We start from the raw sequence: 16,180 nt of genomic DNA on the forward strand, positions 1-16,180 counted from the left end.
TTCGATCTCCTCGGGGGTTCCATAGCGTCAGGGGCGCCCGAAGGCCAGCGTCTCGCTTGGGCTTCGGGAGGTTGGGCGCTGGTTACCCCTGAGCGGTCGCGCCCGAAGGCACGCTCAGAGGCTGCTAAGAAGGAGGAGACCGCGGACGGAAAAAGCCGGAGCAAAGGCCCCGGTGCGGTAAAATGCGCTGATCGTCGTCCGTGTCATGGGGCGGACTATGCCGCGGCGCGGGCGAAATGGAAAGCGGAAATTCGCGGGGCGGCTCAGGACACGAGGCGCAGCGCCGGCGAGGGCGCGGGGGGCGCCCCGGGGGCGACGCGCGGCAAAAAGAGCGTGGCGCAGGTGCCGCGCGACGAGCTTTCGAGCCGCAGATGCCCGCCCGACTGGCGCGCGAACCCCTCCACCATCGACAGCCCGAGCCCGGAGCCCTGACCGACCTCCTTGGTGGTGAAGAAGGGCTCGGTGACGCGGCGCAGGATCTCGGGCGGGATGCCGGTGCCGGTGTCGGTGACCGCGATCGCGACGAAATCGCCGGGGCCGAAGCTGGTGCCGTCGGGGCGCGGTTCGGCCGCGCCGATGCGCTGCGCCTGCGCCTGCAGCGTCAGCCGTCCGCCCTTTGGCATCGCGTCGCGCGCGTTCACCACGAGATTGACGAGCGCGGTGATCAGCTGGTTCTGGTCGACCGCGACGGTGAGCGTCTCGTCCGGCGCCTCGAGCTCGAGCGCGATCGGCGCGGGCAGCAGGCGGCGGGTGAAGGTGCGCACCTGTTCGAGCAGCGCGCCGACCTCGCAGGGCGCGATCGTCATCGGCGAGCGGCGCGAATAGCTGAGCAGCTGGCGCACGAGATCGGCCGCGCGCAGCGAGGCGGCGCGCGCCTCGGCGATGCAGGCGTCGCGTTCCCCGGCATCCTCGAGCACCTCGTAGAGGTCGAGATTGCCGATCACCGCGGTGAGGATGTTGTTGAAATCATGAGCGACGCCGCCGGCGAGCTGGCCGATCGCCTCCATCTTCTGGGCCTGCACCGAGCGGCGCGAGGCGGCCTCGGTTTCAAGCCGCAGCCGGCGGTTGGTGAGCAGCGTGAGCGCGAAATAGGCGACCAGCGTCGTCGCCGCGACGGCGACGCCGACGCGCGCGCCCGGGGAGGGAACCTGACCCACCGTCTGGATCACGATCCAGCCCGCGGCAATGGCGACGGCGCCGATCTCGAAGGTCATCGCGAAGAGGGTGGTGTCGGAGCGGTGGATCAGGAAGACGAGCAGCGCGCCGAAGCCCGAGGCGCCGGCGATCGTCATCACCGGGTCGGGGCGGGTCAGCAGCAGGCTCGGCAGCCAGAGGAAGGCGAGCACGACGAGCGAGAACAGCACGGCGGCGATCTGCACGTCGCGCGGGCGCGCCGCGGCCCGGCGGCGATTGCGCAGAAAGGAGAAGTGCAGGATATGCGCGGCGCAATAGCCCGCGATCCAGATCAGCGCCTCGGAGGCGCCGCTGTAGGAATAGAGCATGACGGCGGCAAGGCCGGTGGCGACGAAACGCACAATGGCGTCGATCCGGCCATATTCCAGGTCATAAAGGCGATCTATCTCTTTGCGGGCATCCATCTCGCCACGCCGCTCCCAATACATCGGAACAGCGTTCTGAATATGCGAGCGCGGGGCATCTGACCAGTTGCCCTTAAGGTCAGTTTTACGCGGTGGCGCGGATCATTCCGGGGTGGTGCCGGGGGCCGGGGGCTGCGCTGCCGGGGCCGCCGGGTCGGCCGGGGCGGCGGCGGTATCCGCCGCGCTGCCCTCGGTCGTCGTCGCCGTCGCATCGGGTGCGGCGGCCTCCTCGGTCAGCACGTTCTCGTTCCAGGTGCCGGTCGCGGTCTCGCCCGAGGCATAGTGCATCACGCCCTTGCCCTGCCGCTTGCCGCGCACGAAGGTGCCCTCGTAGACGTCGCCATTGGCATAGGTCGCGCGGCCCTGGCCGTCGATCTCGCCATTCGACCAGTCGCCCTCATAGGTGAAACCGTCGGGGCGGGTGAGCTTGCCCTGGCCCGAGCGCTGCCCCGCGTCGAAGCCGCCCTCGTAGACGGTGCCGTCGGAATAGGTCGCCTTGCCCTGGCCCTGACGCTGGCCGTCGGCCCAGTCGCCTTCATAGGTATAGCCGTCGGGATAGGTCATCTTCCCCTTGCCGTGGTTGCGCGCGGCGAGGAACTGCCCCTCGTAGACGAGCCCGTTGGCATAGCGCGCGATGCCGGTGCCCTCGATCACCCCCGCGGCCCAGTCGCCCGCGTAGCTCGAGCCGTCGGGATAGGTGATCGCGCCCTTGCCCTCGGGCAGGTCGTCGCGGAAATCGCCGGTATAGACCGAGCCGTCGGGGTAGGTGACCTTGCCGGTGCCCTCGATCCGCCCCTCCGCCCATTGCCCTTCGTAGACATAGCCGTCGGCGCCGCGGAACACGCCCTGACCCGAACGCTGATCGGCGAAGAAGCCGCCCTCGTAGACGTCGCCATTGGCATAGGTGACCTTGCCCGCGCCCTGACGCTTGCCGCCGGCCATCTGCCCCTCGTAGACATCGCCGCCCGGCTGCACGAGCCGGCCGGTGCCGTTCATCTGCCCCTCGGCCCAGCCGCCCTCGTAGGTGAGCCCGTCCGACATCGTGAGCTTGCCTTGCCCCGCGCGCTGGCCGGCGAGCATCCCGCCCTCGTAGATCGCGCCGTCGGGGTAGGTGATGCGGCCCACGCCCTGCTTCACCCCCTTCACCCAGTCGCCCTCGTAGCGATAGCCGTCGGGCCCGGTGAGCACGCCCTTGCCGTCGTGCAGCGCGTTGGAGAAATGCCCCTCATAGGTGGTGCCGTTCGCGTAATGCGCGACCCCCTGGCCGGTGATCTCGCCCATCGCCCAGTCGCCCTCGTAGGTGCCGCCGTCGGCGAAGGTGATCTTGCCCTTGCCGTCGGGCTTGCCGCGGGTGAAATGCCCCTCGTAGACCGAGCCGTTCGGGAACCGCGCGCGGCCCTGGCCGACGATCTCGCCCATCACCCAGTCGCCCTCGTATTCGTAGCCCGAGGGCAGCCGGTAGATGCCGTGGCCGTGCTGCTTGCCATCTTTGAAGGTGCCTTCGTAGATGCCGCCATCCTCGTATTGCTTGGTCGTGATCTCCTGCGCGGAGCTCGCGCCCGCGCCAAGGGCAAGGGCCAGCGAAAGGCCGAGAATCGATGCGCGCGCCATGATTTTCCCCTGATCTTTCCCGGAAGGCCGGGCAACACTAGTCATTGCACCGGGGGGAGACAAGCGCCCCGCCGCGCGGGGAGGGGCGGGTTTTCGCCGCCGCCCGCTTTCCACCGCCGCACCGAGGCGTTACATCGGACGGGCAAGACGAAGGAACGCTCATGGCCGACAGATTTCGCCTCACCCTCGCCCAGCTCAACGCTACCGTCGGCGATTTCGCGGGCAATGCCGCGAAGGCGCTTGCCGCCTGGCAGGCCGGGCGCGATGCCGGCGCCGACATGGTGGCGCTGCCCGAGATGTTCCTGACCGGCTATCAGACGCAGGATCTGGTGCTGAAACCCGCCTTCGTGCGCGACGCGATGGCGGCGATGGAGGCGCTGGCGCTGCAGATCAAGGGCGGCCCGGCGCTGGGCATCGGCGCGCCGTATTGGGACGAGAGCGGCCATTACAACGCCTGGTGGATCCTGCGCGAGGGCCGTGTCGAGGCGCGGATCCTGAAACATCACCTGCCGCATGTCGATGTCTTCGACGAGATGCGGATCTTCGATTCCGGTGCGATTTCCGGGCCTTACCGGATCGGGCCGCTGGTGATCGGCTCCCCCGTCTGCGAGGATGCCTGGCATCAGGACGTGGCCGAGACGCTCGCCGAGACCGGCGCCGAGATCCTTCTGGTGCCGAACGGCTCGCCCTATTACCGCGACAAGCACGACCTGCGGCTCAACCTGATGGTGTCGCGCGTGGTCGAGACCGGGCTGCCGCTGGTTTATCTCAACATGGTGGGCGGGCAGGACGACCAGCTTTTCGACGGGGCGAGCTTCGTGCTCAACCGTCACGGCGCGCTCGCCGCGCAACTCCCGGCCTTCGGCGAGGCGATCGAGCATATCGACTTCACCCGCGGGGCGGAGGGCTGGCAGGCCGAGCCCGGCCCCTTCACCGAACAGCCCGACGCCTGGGAGCAGGACTATCATGCGATGGTGCTGGGCCTGCGCGATTACCTCGGCAAATCGGGGTTCTCGAAGGTGGTGCTCGGGCTTTCCGGCGGGATCGATTCGGCGCTGGTCGCGGTGATCGCCGCCGATGCCTTCGGCCCGGAAAACGTGCATTGCGTGATGCTGCCCTCGCGCTTCACCTCGCAGGGCTCGCTCGACGATGCGGCGGATGTCGCGCGCCGGATCGGCTGCCGGCTCGATACGGTGTCGATCGAGGGCAGTCGCGACGCGGTTTCCGACGCGCTCGCGCATCTGATGGTGGGCACGAAACCCGACGTCACCGAGGAGAACATCCAGTCGCGGCTGCGCGGCGTGATGCTGATGGCGCTTTCGAACAAGTTCGGGGGGATGCTGCTCACGACCGGCAACAAGTCCGAGATGGCGGTCGGCTACTGCACCATCTACGGCGACATGTCGGGCGGCTACAACCCGTTGAAAGACCTTTATAAAACCCGCGTGTTCGAGACCTGCCGCTGGCGCAACGCCCATCACCGCCCCTGGATGAAGGGGCCGGAGGGGGAGGTCGTGCCGCCGCAGATCATCACCAAACCGCCAAGCGCGGAGCTGCGCGAGAACCAGAAGGATCAGGACAGCCTTCCGCCCTATGAGGTGCTCGACGCGATCCTCGAACGCCTCGTCGAGCGCGACCAGTCGGTCGCGGAAATCGTCGCCGCCGGCTTCGAGCGCGCCACGGTGAAGCGGATCGAACACCTGCTCTACATCTCGGAATGGAAGCGCTTCCAGTCGGCGCCCGGGCCGCGGCTGACGATGCGGGCCTTCTGGCTCGACCGGCGCTATCCGATGGTGAACCGCTGGCGCGACCCTGGCTGAGGGCGGGAGGGGCGCTGCCCCTCTTTGCGCTGCCGCGCAAATTCACCCCGAGGTATTTCGGGCAAGATGAAAGCCCCTTCATCTTGCCCGAAATACCTCGGGGGTGAGGGGGCAGCGCCCCCTCTCAGACCTCCTCAAGCGTGCAATGCCGCAGCAGCCGGCGCACGTCCTTCAACGTGCAGAGGTCGGTCGCCGGCGTCATCACCGCGGCCGCCGCCGCCGAGGATCCCCATTTCAGCGCCTCGGGCCGGCTCAGCCCCCGCGCGCGGGCGAGCGCGAAGGCGGCGACGAAACTGTCGCCCGCGCCGACCTTGGAGATCACGGCGTCGGGCACCGCCTGCGCCACCCAGCGCTCGCTGTCGGTGGCGAGCACGTTGCCATCGGCGCCGCGCGCCACGATCACCGCGCGCGCGATGCCGCGGGTGACGAGGCTTTGCGCGAAATCGGCGCTGTCGCGGCGCTCGGGCAGCGCCCGCCCGGCGAGCTCCTCCGCCTCGAGATCGTCCATCCGCAGCACGTCGACCGGCTTCGCCCCGGCCTCGAGCAGCCGGTGCAGCGCCTTGCCCGAGGTGTCGAGGAAGAACCGCGCACGCGTGCGCGCGATCCGCGTCGCGAGGCGCGCGGGGAAGTCGTCGGGCACGCCCGGCGGCTGGCTGCCGGAAAGCACGACGATGCCGTTTTCGGGCGCCGCCTTGCCGATCCGGTCGAGCACCTTGGTCACGTCGCGTGGCGTCCATTCCGGCCCGGGCATCACGAAGCGGTACTGCTCGCCGGTGCGCTGGTCGGTGACGGTGAGGCTCTGGCGCGTCTCGCCCGGCGCGGGAAAGGGCGAGAGGCCGATGCCGGCCTCGGCGAGCAGGTGCATCACCTTGTCGCCGGTCGGCCCGCCGAGCGCGACGAAGGCGGTGGAATGGCCGCCGAGCGCCGAGATCGCGCGCGAGACGTTGAGCCCGCCGCCGCCCGGATCGGTGTCGGGGCGGGAGCAGCGCAGCTTGCGCTCGGCGGCGACCTGATCGGCATGGATCGACAGATCGACCGTCGGGTTGAGCGTCACGGTAAGGATCGGGGTCATGGGGGGCCTGTTCGCGGTGCCTGTTCGGGGCGGTCTGATCGGATCATTGCAGCTTCCCCCCGGCGATCCAAGGGAGAAGCTTCCTGAGCCGTGCAATAGCGGGAAAACTGCAACGATTGCTTAAGCTTTTCGCGGTTTATGTGGATTGGCAACTGCGGAGGAGCAGGATGATTCCCGAAGCAAACGATCCGCGCTGGACGCGTGTTCTGACCTCGAATTCCGATCTGTCGACGGCCTCGCTCGCGACCCGGATCCTGATCTCGCGGCTGCGCCGCGAGGTGGCCTCGGCGCCCGGCACGCTTGCGGCCAAGATCGCCGAGCTGCGCGACTTCGTCGCGAAGAACAGCTTCGCCACCGCCGATATCGCCAAATTCTGAACCCGGGGAGGGGTGACCATGAAAAATGAGATGCTCACCGTCGCCGAGGCGGCAGGACGAATCGAGAGCGGGGCGGTGATGGTGCTCGCCGGTGCGGCGGAGCTGCTCGCGCAATTGCCACGCGGCACCTGGATCGGCGGAACGACGGTCTATTTCGTGACCGAGACGGGCGGCGCGATGGTGCGCGACCGGCTCTTCTGCACGACCTTCGAGGAGGCGACGGGCGCGACCCCGCGCTATCTTCCGCTCGCCGATCTGCCGCGCATCGCCGAGGGCTATGCGCCGGGCGGCGTGACGATGATCATGATCCCGGCCTTTTCCATCGCGCATTCGAATTTCGCGGTGGAGGGGCAGGGCTATCCCGGCCTCTTCGATCAGCCGCTCGCGGGCTGGATCACCGGCGTCGCGCTGGACGAGATCGGCCGAAGCGCGCCGCTCGTCTTCGACGGTGCTACCGGGGAAAGCCATGACGAGGGGGCGGTGCTGCTCCATGTCGCGCTGCGCGAGGGCGTGCAGATCGACCTCGACATTCTCAATATCTTCGCGCAGGGCGACCGTGCCGATCTGAGCTTCACCTTCCCGGAGGGCGGGTTCACCGCGAAGACGGCGGTGGTGAACGGCGCCGAGGTCGATCTCGCGCGCTACATCGAGGAGCAGGGGATCGACACCCGCCTGCCGCTGGTGGCGAACTACGCCGGGGCGCTCGTCAATGTCTCGATCCAGTCGGTCGACGCGGAGAAGGGCGAGGTGAAATTCTATGCCCCGGTGGTGGCCGGCGTCGAATACCGGCTCGCCAATGCGCTCGGCTCCTATGCGCAGGCCTTCGCGCAGGGCGCGGGCGATGCGGGGGCGGGGCAGTATTCCTGCAACTGCATCTTGAACTACCTCTACGGCGAGCTCGAGGGGCAACGCACCGGCGCCTTCACCGGCCCGGTCACCTTCGGCGAGATCGCCTATATCCTGCTGAACCAGACGCTGGTGCGGATGGAGATTACCGACGCCGCCTGAGCGGCGTCGAGCTCTGGCGGGCGCGGCCGCTCCGGGGCCGCCGCCGGCGCGGCACGCGGGGGCAGAGATGCCCCGCGTGCCGTTTCTCTGCGTGTTCGGGCATTCCCGCGCGGGAGCGCGTGGCCCGCCACCCCAGACAGGGCGAGACGGGGCGCCTGCTGCCCCGCGCCGCTGGCAAAGGGCTGCCCGCCCGTTCCGGGGGCGTGGCCTTTGGCGCGCCGATCAGGCCGCGGGGCTCAGAGGTCGAACTGATAGCTTGCGGGCACGAAGCGGAAGCCCTGATCGGTGGGCTCGAGAAAGCCGACGCCGGGGAAGGGCATGTGATAGCCGATGAAGGGCAGCCGTTCCGCGGCGATCCGGCCGAGCAGGCGGTGGCGCGTGGCGGCGGCCTGTGCCGGGTCGATGTCGAAGCGCACCTTCCAGTCGGGGCGCTCGAGCGACCAGACGTAATGGTTCGCGGTATCGGCGGTGAGGATCAGCTTCCGCCCGCCGTTCTCGATCTCGAAGGCCATGTGGCCGGGCGTATGCCCCGGCGCGAGGATCGCGGTGACGCCGGAAACGACCGTCTCGCCATCGGTGAGGAAACGCAGCTGATCGGCGAGCGGGCGGATCTTCGCCTCGAAAACCTCGTTGCCGCTCTTCGCCCAATAGTCGAATTCCATCTGCCCGGTGGCGTATTTCGCCTGCGGAAAGGTCAGGCCGGTGCCGTCGCTCAGCCCGCCGATGTGGTCGGCATGCATATGGGTGAGCACGACGAGGGTGACGTCCTCGGGCGCCTTGCCGGCGGCGGCAAGGGCCGCGCGAATGCCGTCGGGGGCGAGGCCGGTGTCAAAAAGCACGACATCCGAGCCAGTCTCGACCAGCACCGGTGTGAAGAAATTCAAAGACTTGTCGGTGGGCAGGAAGCGCGCGGTGGAGAGCGCCTCGAAATCGTCCGCGCTCGCGTCGGTGCCGAAAGTGTCATGCGGGTGATCCATCACCCGCGTCCCGGCCAGCAGCGGCGTCACGGTGAAGGTGCCGAGCGTGAGGCGCCGCCAGGGCGCGATCGCGGGCACGTCCTTGAGCGGCGGCTCGGGGGTCGTCTGGGCGGCGGCCTGGCCGGTCAGCGCCGGGGCGGCGAGCGTGCCCGCCACGGCGAGGAGCGTCGCGCGGCGCGACAGATGCGGCTTCGTCTGCGGTTCGGTCATCGTCTCTCCTCCCGGTTCGGGCTCAGCTAGCGCCGCGCGCCGGCGCGGCAAGTCCTGGCGCGCTCACTCCCACCAGCGGTCGATCGTGGCGATATCGCCATCCGACCAGCCGAAGTGATGCGCCATCTCATGCACGAAGACATGGGAAACCAGGGCGTCGAGTGCAACATCCCCCCGTGCGATCCATTCGTCGAGGAGCGCGCGGCGGAAGAGCCAGATCACGTCGGGACCGGTCGGGTCCATCACCGATTTTTCGGTCATCGGCACGCCCTCGTAAAGCCCGGTCAGCTCGAAGGCATCCTCGATCCCCATCTCGTCGAGGATCGCGTCGGGGGCGAAATCCTCGACCCGCAGCACCACCGCCGCGGCGGGGCCGCGAAAGGCCGCGGGCAGCGCGGCGCGCGCCGCCTCCGCCATCGCCTCGATCTCGTCGAGCGTCGGCGCTTCGCGCCCTTTCCAGCCAGTCATTTTCGCCTCCATCCGGGTCGCGCACCTGCGCCGCACCCCCTCCGGATATGGACAAAATCGCCCCTTTGTGAAAGAGGAGCCGCAACAGGAGAGCCCGATGACCACCGTTACCCGCTTCGCCCCCTCGCCCACCGGCTACATCCATGTCGGCAACCTGCGCACCGCGCTGATGAACTACCTCGTCGCGCGCAAGGCCGGCGGCAGCTTCATCCTGCGCATCGACGACACCGATCAGGAGCGCTCGAAGGAGGAATATGTCGACGCACTGAAGGCCGATCTCGAATGGCTGGGCCTGAGCTGGGACCGCGAGGAGCGCCAGTCGCTGCGCCTCGACCGCTATGAGGCGGCGGCGGAAAGCCTGCGTTCGATGGGCCGGCTTTACGAATGTTTCGAAAGCCCGACCGAGCTGGACCTGAAGCGCAAGAAGCAGCTCAACATGCACAAGCCCCCGGTCTACGACCGCGCGGCGCTGGCGGCGACGGAGGCGCAGAAAGAGGCCTGGCGCGACGAGGGGCGCGAGGGCTACTGGCGCTTCCTGCTCGACCAGGTGCGGATCGAGTGGACGGACGGGATCATCGGCCCGATCTCGATCGACGCGGCTTCGGTTTCCGATCCGGTGCTGATCAAGACCACGGGGCAGGTGCTTTACACATTTGCGTCGTCGGTCGACGACATCCAGATGGGCGTGACCCATATCGTGCGCGGCGCCGATCATGTGACGAACACCGCGACGCAGATCCAGATCATGCAGGCGCTGGGCGGCCGGCCGCCCGAATTCGCGCATCACTCGCTGCTCACCGGGCCGCAGGGCGAGGAGCTGTCGAAGCGGCTCGGCGCGCTTTCGATCCGCGATCTGCGCGAGGGGGGCATCGCGCCCGAGGCGCTTCTGAGCATGATGGCGCGGCTCGGCTCGAGCCAGCCGGTGGAACTCAGGATGTCGCTCGACGAGCTGGCGGAGGGGTTCGATCTGGGCCAGTTCGGCGCCGCGCCGACGAAATTCGATCCGGCCGATCTGATCCCGCTCACCCGCGCGCGCAACCACCATCTGCCTTTTTCCGCGGTGGCCGATCGCGTGGCGAAGCTCGGCATTCCGGCGGCGCAGGCGGAGGCCTTCTGGGCCGTCGCCTCGAAGAACATCGACAAGCTCGACGATCTCGGGCAATGGGCCGATCTCGTGCTGAACGGGGCCGAGCCGGCGGTGGCGCCCGAGGATGCGGAGTTCATCGCGACGGCGATGGCGCTTTTGCCCGAGCCGCCCTTCACCGCGACCACCTGGAGCGAGTGGACCGGGGCGGTGAAGGCCGCGACCGGGCGCAAGGGCAAGGGGCTTTTCATGCCGCTGCGCCGCGCGCTCACCGGGATGGATCACGGGCCGGAGATGGCGGATCTGCTGCCGCTCCTGCACAAGGTGCGCGCGAAGGGCTGAGCCGGCGGAGCGGGGCGCTGCCCCGCACCCCGAGGTATTTTTGGCAAGATGAAGGGCCGGGGTTTCCCGGCCTTTTCCTTTGGCCGTTCTGCGGGCATTTCCGACCGGCCCGTGTCGCTTTTGGCTGAAAAGCGTCGGATCCGGAAATTCCGCTTGCCAGCCGCGCGCGGCCTCGGCTATCCGATTTGTGTCAGGATCGGGAGACACTGGCCGCAAGGTCAGGGCCGAAGGAGCAACCGCCCCGGTAAACTCTCAGGCGAAAGGACCGTTCTGACGAAGGACTCTGGAGAGAGGCGCCGCCGCGTGGCGGAGCCCGCCGAAGGGATAATGATCTCAGGCGTCCGCGCAGGCGGGCAAGGACAGGGGGGGCATCGAGCGGGCCGAAAGGCCATGGGATTCGGTGCCGGGGTTTCCGGCTGAAAGGGGACGCGATGGCCGCGGAAGCTGGGCTCAGGCGCACGGCGCTTTACGATCTGCATGTGGAACTGGGCGCCAAGATGGTGCCTTTCGCGGGCTGGGAAATGCCCGTGCAATATCCGATGGGGGTGCTGAAAGAGCATCTGCACACCCGCGCCGCCGCGGGGCTTTTCGACGTGAGCCACATGGGGCAGGTGATCCTGCCGCTCGAGGCCGTGGCCGCGCTCGAGGCGCTGGTGCCGGTCGATATCGCCGGGCTCGGGCTGAACCGGCAGCGCTATGCAATGTTCACCAATGACGCCGGCGGCATCCTCGACGATCTGATGGTGACGCGCCGCGCGGGGCATCTGTTCCTCGTCGTCAATGCCGCCTGCGCCGAGGCCGATATCGCGCATCTTCAGGCCCATGTCGCGGGCGTTCAGGTCGTCACCGGGCGCGGGCTGCTCGCGCTGCAGGGGCCGCAGGCCGAGGCTGCGCTCGAACGGATCCTGCCGGGCGTCGCCGCGATGCGCTTCATGGAGGCCGCGGATTTCGCCTTCGAGGGCGCCGAGCTTTGGGTCTCGCGCTCGGGTTATACCGGTGAGGACGGGTTCGAGATTTCCGTGCCGGAAAGCGTGATCGCGGCCTTCGCCCGCGCGCTGCTGGCCCAGCCCGAGGTCGCGCCGATCGGCCTTGGCGCGCGCGACAGCCTGCGCCTCGAGGCCGGGCTTTGCCTTTACGGCCATGACATCGACACCACCACCTCGCCGGTCGAGGCGGGGCTGACCTGGGCGATCCAGAAGGCGCGCCGCGCGGGCGGTGCGCGCGAAGGCGGCTTCCCGGGCGCCGCGCGCATCCTGCGCGAGCTGGCCGAGGGGCCGGCGCGCAAGCGCATGGGCCTGCGCCCCGAGGGCCGCGCGCCGATGCGCGAAGGGGTCGAGATCTTCGCCGCCGCCGAGGGCGGGGCGCCCATCGGCGCCGTCACCTCGGGCGGCTTCGGCCCCTCGATCGAGGCGCCGATGGCGATGGCCTATCTGCCCGCCGATCTGAAGCCGGGCGACACCGTCTTTGGCGAGGTGCGCGGCAAGCGCCTGCCCGCGGTGATCGCCGCAATGCCCTTCCTTCCCAACACCTACAAGCGCTGAGGAGCCCCCCAGATGACGATCAAATTCACCGAAGACCACGAGTGGCTGCGCATCGAGGGCGACCTCGTCGTGGTGGGCATCACCGAGCACGCCTCCGAACAGCTGGGCGATGTCGTCTTTGTCGAACTGCCCGAGCCGGGCAGCGAGGTCGCCAAGGGCGACGAGATCTGCGTGATCGAATCGGTCAAGGCGGCGTCGGACATCCTCGCCCCGATCGACGGCGAGATCGTCGAGATCAACGAGGAGCTGCCCGACAGCCCCGGCCTCGTGAACGAGGATCCGATGGGGGCGTGGTTCTTCAAGATGAAACCCGCCGACATCACCGAGATCGAGGGCTTCATGTCCGAAGCCGCCTACAAGGATTTCATCGGGTAAGGCCATGTTCACCCCCACGCGCTACGATACCTACGATTTCGCGAACCGCCGCCATATCGGGCCGAGCCCCGCCGAGATGGCCGAGATGCTCAAGGCCGTGGGGGCGCCGAGCCTCGAGGCGCTGATCGACGAGACGGTGCCGAAAAGCATCCGCCAGAAGGCGCCGCTATCCTGGGCGCCGCTCACCGAACATGCGCTGCTTGCGAAGCTGCGCGGGGTGGCGGCGAAGAACCGGGTGATGACCTCGCTGATCGGGCAGGGGTATTATGGCACCGTCACGCCGCCCGCGATCCAGCGCAACATTCTGGAAAACCCGGCCTGGTACACCGCCTATACCCCCTATCAGCCGGAGATCGCGCAGGGGCGGCTCGAGGCGCTTCTGAACTATCAGACGATGGTGGCGGATCTCACCGGCCTGCCGGTCGCGAACGCGAGCCTGCTTGATGAGGCGACGGCGGCGGCCGAGGCGATGACGATGGCCGAACGCTCGGCGAAATCGAAAGCGCGGGCGTTCTTTGTCGACGTGAACCTGCATCCGCAGGTGATCGGCGTGATCGAGACGCGGGCGCTGCCGCTTGGCATCGAGATCGTCAAGGGCGAGCCCGAGGCGCTGGTGCCCGAGCAGGTCTTCGGCGCGATCTTCCAGTATCCGGGCACCTATGGCCATGTTCGCGATTTCACGGGTCTGATCGAAAAACTCCACGCGGCCAAGGCCTTGGCGGTGGTCGCGACGGATCTGCTCGCGCTCTGCCTGCTCAAGGAGCCGGGCGCGATGGGGGCCGATATCGCGGTGGGCTCGGCGCAGCGCTTCGGCGTGCCGATGGGCTATGGCGGCCCGCATGCGGCCTTCATGGCGACGCGCGACGAATTCAAGCGGTCGATGCCCGGGCGCATCGTCGGCGTCTCGATCGACAGCCGCGGGAACAAGGCCTACCGCCTCAGCCTGCAGACGCGCGAGCAGCATATCCGCCGCGAGAAAGCCACCTCGAACGTCTGCACGGCGCAGGCGCTGCTTGCGGTGATGGCGAGCTTCTACGCCGTTTTCCACGGCCCGGTCGGGCTGCGCAGCATCGCGGAAATGGTGCATTTCAACGCGGTGCGGCTGCGCGATGCGCTGCTCGCCGCCGGGGCCGAGGTGCAGCCCGCCGCCTTCTTCGACACGATCACGGTGAAGGTCGGCGTGGGCCAGCAGGGCATTCTGGCGGCCGCGCGCCACCGCGGCATCAACCTGCGCCGGGTCGGGCGTGACCGCGTCGGCATCTCGGTCGACGAACTCACCGATGGCGACGTGATCGCCCGCGTGCTCGACGCTTTCGGCATCACCGAGCCCGCGCCCGAGACGGTCGAGCTCGGCTTCCCCGAGGCGATGCTGCGCACCACCCCCTACCTGACCCACCCGGTCTTCGACATGAACCGGGCCGAGTCGGAGATGATGCGCTACATGCGCCGGCTTTCCGACCGCGACCTCGCGCTTGACCGCGCGATGATCCCGCTTGGCTCCTGCACGATGAAGCTCAACGCCGCGGCGGAGATGATGCCGATCACCTGGCCCGAGTTCTCCTCGCTGCACCCCTTCGTGCCGGCGAACCAGGCCGAGGGCTATGCCGAGGTGATCGCCGATCTCACCGGGAAACTCTGCGAGATCACCGGCTACGACGCCTTCTCGATGCAGCCGAATTCCGGCGCGCAGGGCGAATATGCCGGGCTGATGACGATCGCCGCCTATCACCGCGCGCGCGGCGAGGGGCATCGCCGCGTCTGCCTCATTCCGGTTTCGGCGCATGGCACCAACCCGGCATCGGCCCATATGGCGGGGATGCAGGTCGTCGTGGTCAAGGCCGCGCCGAATGGCGATATCGACCTCGAGGATTTCGCGGAAAAGGCCGCGGCGGCGGGCGCCAACCTCGCCGCCTGCATGATTACCTACCCCTCGACCCATGGCGTTTTCGAGGAGACGGTGAAGCAGGTTTGCGACATCACCCATCAGTTCGGCGGGCAGGTCTATATCGACGGCGCGAACATGAACGCGCTCGTCGGCCTGGTGAAGCCGGGCGAGATCGGCGGCGATGTGAGCCACCTCAACCTGCACAAGACCTTCGCCATTCCGCATGGCGGCGGCGGCCCGGGCATGGGGCCGATCGGGGTGAAGGAACATCTTGCGCCTTTCCTGCCGGGCCATTCGGAGACCGGAGGAGAAGAAGGGCCGGTGAGCGCGGCGCCCTATGGCTCGGCCTCGATCCTGCTGATTTCCTGGGCCTATTGCCTGATGATGGGCGGCGCTGGGCTGACGCAGGCGACGCGCGTCGCGATCCTCAACGCGAATTACATCGCGGCGCGGCTGAAGCCCTCCTATCCGATCCTCTTCATGGGCAACCGGGGGCGTGTCGCGCATGAGTGCATCCTCGACACGCGCGCGTTTGCCGAGGTCGGTGTGACCGTCGACGATGTCGCCAAGCGCCTGATCGACAACGGTTTTCATGCGCCGACGATGAGCTGGCCGGTCGCCGGCACGCTGATGGTGGAGCCGACCGAGAGCGAGACGAAGGCGGAGCTTGACCGCTTCATCACCGCGCTCGAGGCGATCCGCGCCGAAATCACCGATGTCGCCGAGGGGCGGATCGCGGCCGAGGACAGCCCGCTGCATCACGCGCCGCATACGGTCGAGGATCTGGTCGCGGACTGGGACCGCGCCTATTCGCGCGAGCAGGGCTGCTTCCCGCCGGGCGCCTTCCGCGTCGACAAATACTGGCCGCCCGTCGGCCGCGTCGACAACGTCTATGGCGACCGCAACCTCGTCTGCACCTGCCCGCCGATGGAAAGCTACATGACCGAGTGAAGGGGAGGGGCGCTGCCCCTCTTCCGCTCCTGCGGATCGGAATTCACCCCGGAGTATTTGACCAAGGAAAACAGGGCTTTTTCTTGGATGAAATACTCCGGGGGGTGAATTTGGCGCAGCCAAAAAGGGGGGCAGCGCCCCCCTCGCGCCCTAACCGTTTGCGCCGCGGCAGGTCTTCCTCGGTGAAGCTCACGCCCAGCGGCGCAAGCCAGGCCGCGAAACGCGCGATCTTTTCGTCCATCGCGCAGGTGTTCGTCTGCCGCGCCATCTCCTCGGCATAGGCGGTCTGCAACTGCGCCTGCTTCTCGGGTGGCAATTCTCGCCAGGGGGTCATGCTTGCTCCTTGTATCCGGGCCGATGCTTTCCAATATATTCTGCAACACGAATGTAACGGAGGCCATGATGGCTGAGGGTCTGAGAGTGACCTGCCTCGACTGCGGGCAGGCGAACAAGGTTCCCGCCGACAAGCTTTCGGCGGGGCCGAAATGCGGTGTCTGCGGCGCGCCGCTGATGTCGGGCAAGGTGAGCGAGGTCGAGTTCGAGACCCTCGCCAAGGCCGAGCGCGACGACGTGCCGCTCGTCGTCGATTTCTGGGCACCCTGGTGCGGCCCCTGCCGGCAGATGGCGCCGCAATTCCAGGCGGCGGCGGGGCAGATGGCGGGGCAGGTGCGCTTTGCCAAGATCAACACGCAGGAAAACCCGGTCGCGACGCAGCGCTACCGGATCCAGGGGATTCCCGCCTTCATCCTGTTCCGCAAGGGCCGCGAAGTGGCACGGGCGGCGGGTGCGCGCCCGGCTTCCGACCTCGTCGCCTTCGTGCGCAGCAAGCTTGGCGTCTCTGCCTGAGGGGCGCCGCGCGGG

Annotated in this window: 14 protein-coding genes and 1 riboswitch; of the genes, 8 read left to right on the top strand and 6 right to left on the bottom strand. The window is 68.2% G+C overall.

Annotation, left to right across the window (positions count from 1 at the left end; all coding sequences use genetic code 11):
- Positions 1-263 precede the first annotated feature (263 nt).
- Together AB7U46_RS03210 and AB7U46_RS03215 are read right to left on the bottom strand one after the other, a co-directional pair.
- Complete coding sequence (locus tag AB7U46_RS03210; protein WP_428335489.1) at positions 264-1,598, bottom strand: sensor histidine kinase; 1,335 nt, start codon at positions 1,596-1,598, stop codon at positions 264-266.
- A 102-nt stretch (positions 1,599-1,700) separates the two neighbouring features.
- Positions 1,701-3,209 carry an MORN repeat-containing protein gene (locus tag AB7U46_RS03215; protein WP_428335490.1) on the bottom strand — a complete coding sequence of 503 codons (1,509 nt, stop codon included), beginning with the start codon at positions 3,207-3,209 and terminating at the stop codon, positions 1,701-1,703.
- Positions 3,210-3,370: 161 nt separating this feature from the next.
- On the opposite strand from AB7U46_RS03215, the gene AB7U46_RS03220 reads away from it, so the two are divergent.
- The gene (locus AB7U46_RS03220; protein WP_428335491.1) at positions 3,371-5,029 is read left to right on the top strand and encodes an NAD+ synthase; all 1,659 of its coding nucleotides are present in this window, start codon (positions 3,371-3,373) and stop codon (positions 5,027-5,029) included.
- A 124-nt stretch (positions 5,030-5,153) separates the two neighbouring features.
- Here AB7U46_RS03220 and AB7U46_RS03225 read toward each other — a convergent pair whose 3' ends face one another.
- Positions 5,154-6,101, bottom strand: coding sequence for a 1-phosphofructokinase family hexose kinase (locus AB7U46_RS03225; protein ID WP_428335492.1), 948 nt, complete (start codon positions 6,099-6,101; stop codon positions 5,154-5,156).
- 167 nt (positions 6,102-6,268) lie between these two features.
- Between AB7U46_RS03225 and AB7U46_RS03230 the strand changes: the two genes are divergently transcribed.
- Positions 6,269-6,478, top strand: coding sequence for a hypothetical protein (locus AB7U46_RS03230; RefSeq protein ID WP_428335493.1), 210 nt, complete (start codon positions 6,269-6,271; stop codon positions 6,476-6,478).
- A gap of 18 nt (positions 6,479-6,496) precedes the next feature.
- Positions 6,497-7,486, top strand: coding sequence for a DUF6976 family protein (locus AB7U46_RS03235; protein ID WP_428335494.1), 990 nt, complete (start codon positions 6,497-6,499; stop codon positions 7,484-7,486).
- A 236-nt stretch (positions 7,487-7,722) separates the two neighbouring features.
- Here AB7U46_RS03235 and AB7U46_RS03240 read toward each other — a convergent pair whose 3' ends face one another.
- Both AB7U46_RS03240 and AB7U46_RS03245 read right to left on the bottom strand, forming a co-directional pair.
- Positions 7,723-8,673, bottom strand: coding sequence for an MBL fold metallo-hydrolase (locus tag AB7U46_RS03240; protein WP_428335495.1), 951 nt, complete (start codon positions 8,671-8,673; stop codon positions 7,723-7,725).
- Positions 8,674-8,736: 63 nt separating this feature from the next.
- Positions 8,737-9,141: a metallopeptidase family protein gene (locus AB7U46_RS03245; protein WP_428335496.1), complete on the bottom strand. Its 405-nt coding sequence runs from the start codon at positions 9,139-9,141 to the stop codon at positions 8,737-8,739.
- A gap of 97 nt (positions 9,142-9,238) precedes the next feature.
- On the opposite strand from AB7U46_RS03245, the gene gltX reads away from it, so the two are divergent.
- The 4 genes from gltX (at position 9,239) to gcvP (ending at position 15,319) form a co-directional block, all read left to right on the top strand.
- Positions 9,239-10,567 carry a glutamate--tRNA ligase gene (gltX, locus tag AB7U46_RS03250; RefSeq protein WP_428335497.1) on the top strand — a complete coding sequence of 443 codons (1,329 nt, stop codon included), beginning with the start codon at positions 9,239-9,241 and terminating at the stop codon, positions 10,565-10,567.
- A gap of 187 nt (positions 10,568-10,754) precedes the next feature.
- Positions 10,755-10,845: riboswitch (glycine riboswitch) on the top strand.
- Between the two features lie 153 nt (positions 10,846-10,998).
- Entirely contained in the window at positions 10,999-12,108 is a 1,110-nt protein-coding gene (gene gcvT, locus AB7U46_RS03255; protein ID WP_428335498.1) for a glycine cleavage system aminomethyltransferase GcvT, read from the top strand.
- Between the two features lie 18 nt (positions 12,109-12,126).
- Positions 12,127-12,483: a glycine cleavage system protein GcvH gene (gene gcvH, locus AB7U46_RS03260; RefSeq protein ID WP_428335544.1), complete on the top strand. Its 357-nt coding sequence runs from the start codon at positions 12,127-12,129 to the stop codon at positions 12,481-12,483.
- Between the two features lie 4 nt (positions 12,484-12,487).
- Positions 12,488-15,319, top strand: a complete 2,832-nt coding sequence (gene gcvP / locus AB7U46_RS03265; RefSeq protein WP_428335499.1) for an aminomethyl-transferring glycine dehydrogenase — start codon at positions 12,488-12,490, stop codon at positions 15,317-15,319.
- 43 nt (positions 15,320-15,362) lie between these two features.
- Here the strand turns inward: gcvP and AB7U46_RS03270 are convergent, their stop codons facing one another.
- A complete protein-coding gene (locus AB7U46_RS03270; protein WP_428335500.1) occupies positions 15,363-15,611 on the bottom strand; it encodes a hypothetical protein in 249 nt (82 codons plus the stop codon).
- 110 nt (positions 15,612-15,721) lie between these two features.
- Here AB7U46_RS03270 and trxC point away from each other — a divergent pair, with 110 nt between their 5' ends.
- Positions 15,722-16,165: a thioredoxin TrxC gene (gene trxC / locus AB7U46_RS03275; RefSeq protein WP_428335501.1), complete on the top strand. Its 444-nt coding sequence runs from the start codon at positions 15,722-15,724 to the stop codon at positions 16,163-16,165.
- Positions 16,166-16,180: the final 15 nt, after the last annotated feature.

It is taken from the genome of Paenirhodobacter sp. (assembly GCF_050177655.1).
In the GTDB taxonomy this organism is placed as follows: domain Bacteria; phylum Pseudomonadota; class Alphaproteobacteria; order Rhodobacterales; family Rhodobacteraceae; genus Rhodobacter.

Excerpts from the sequence above, each read along its gene's own strand:
- AB7U46_RS03240 (WP_428335495.1), bottom strand. The coding sequence starts at position 8,673 with ATGACCGAACCGCAGACGAAGCCGCATCTGTCGCGCCGCGCGACGCTC.
- AB7U46_RS03245 (WP_428335496.1), bottom strand. The coding sequence starts at position 9,141 with ATGACTGGCTGGAAAGGGCGCGAAGCGCCGACGCTCGACGAGATCGAG.
- gltX (WP_428335497.1), top strand. The coding sequence starts at position 9,239 with ATGACCACCGTTACCCGCTTCGCCCCCTCGCCCACCGGCTACATCCAT.
- AB7U46_RS03235 (WP_428335494.1), top strand. The coding sequence starts at position 6,497 with ATGAAAAATGAGATGCTCACCGTCGCCGAGGCGGCAGGACGAATCGAG.
- AB7U46_RS03225 (WP_428335492.1), bottom strand. The coding sequence starts at position 6,101 with ATGACCCCGATCCTTACCGTGACGCTCAACCCGACGGTCGATCTGTCG.
- AB7U46_RS03230 (WP_428335493.1), top strand. The coding sequence starts at position 6,269 with ATGATTCCCGAAGCAAACGATCCGCGCTGGACGCGTGTTCTGACCTCG.
- AB7U46_RS03210 (WP_428335489.1), bottom strand. The coding sequence starts at position 1,598 with ATGGATGCCCGCAAAGAGATAGATCGCCTTTATGACCTGGAATATGGC.
- gcvT (WP_428335498.1), top strand. The coding sequence starts at position 10,999 with ATGGCCGCGGAAGCTGGGCTCAGGCGCACGGCGCTTTACGATCTGCAT.
- trxC (WP_428335501.1), top strand. The coding sequence starts at position 15,722 with ATGGCTGAGGGTCTGAGAGTGACCTGCCTCGACTGCGGGCAGGCGAAC.
- AB7U46_RS03215 (WP_428335490.1), bottom strand. The coding sequence starts at position 3,209 with ATGGCGCGCGCATCGATTCTCGGCCTTTCGCTGGCCCTTGCCCTTGGC.
- gcvP (WP_428335499.1), top strand. The coding sequence starts at position 12,488 with ATGTTCACCCCCACGCGCTACGATACCTACGATTTCGCGAACCGCCGC.
- AB7U46_RS03220 (WP_428335491.1), top strand. The coding sequence starts at position 3,371 with ATGGCCGACAGATTTCGCCTCACCCTCGCCCAGCTCAACGCTACCGTC.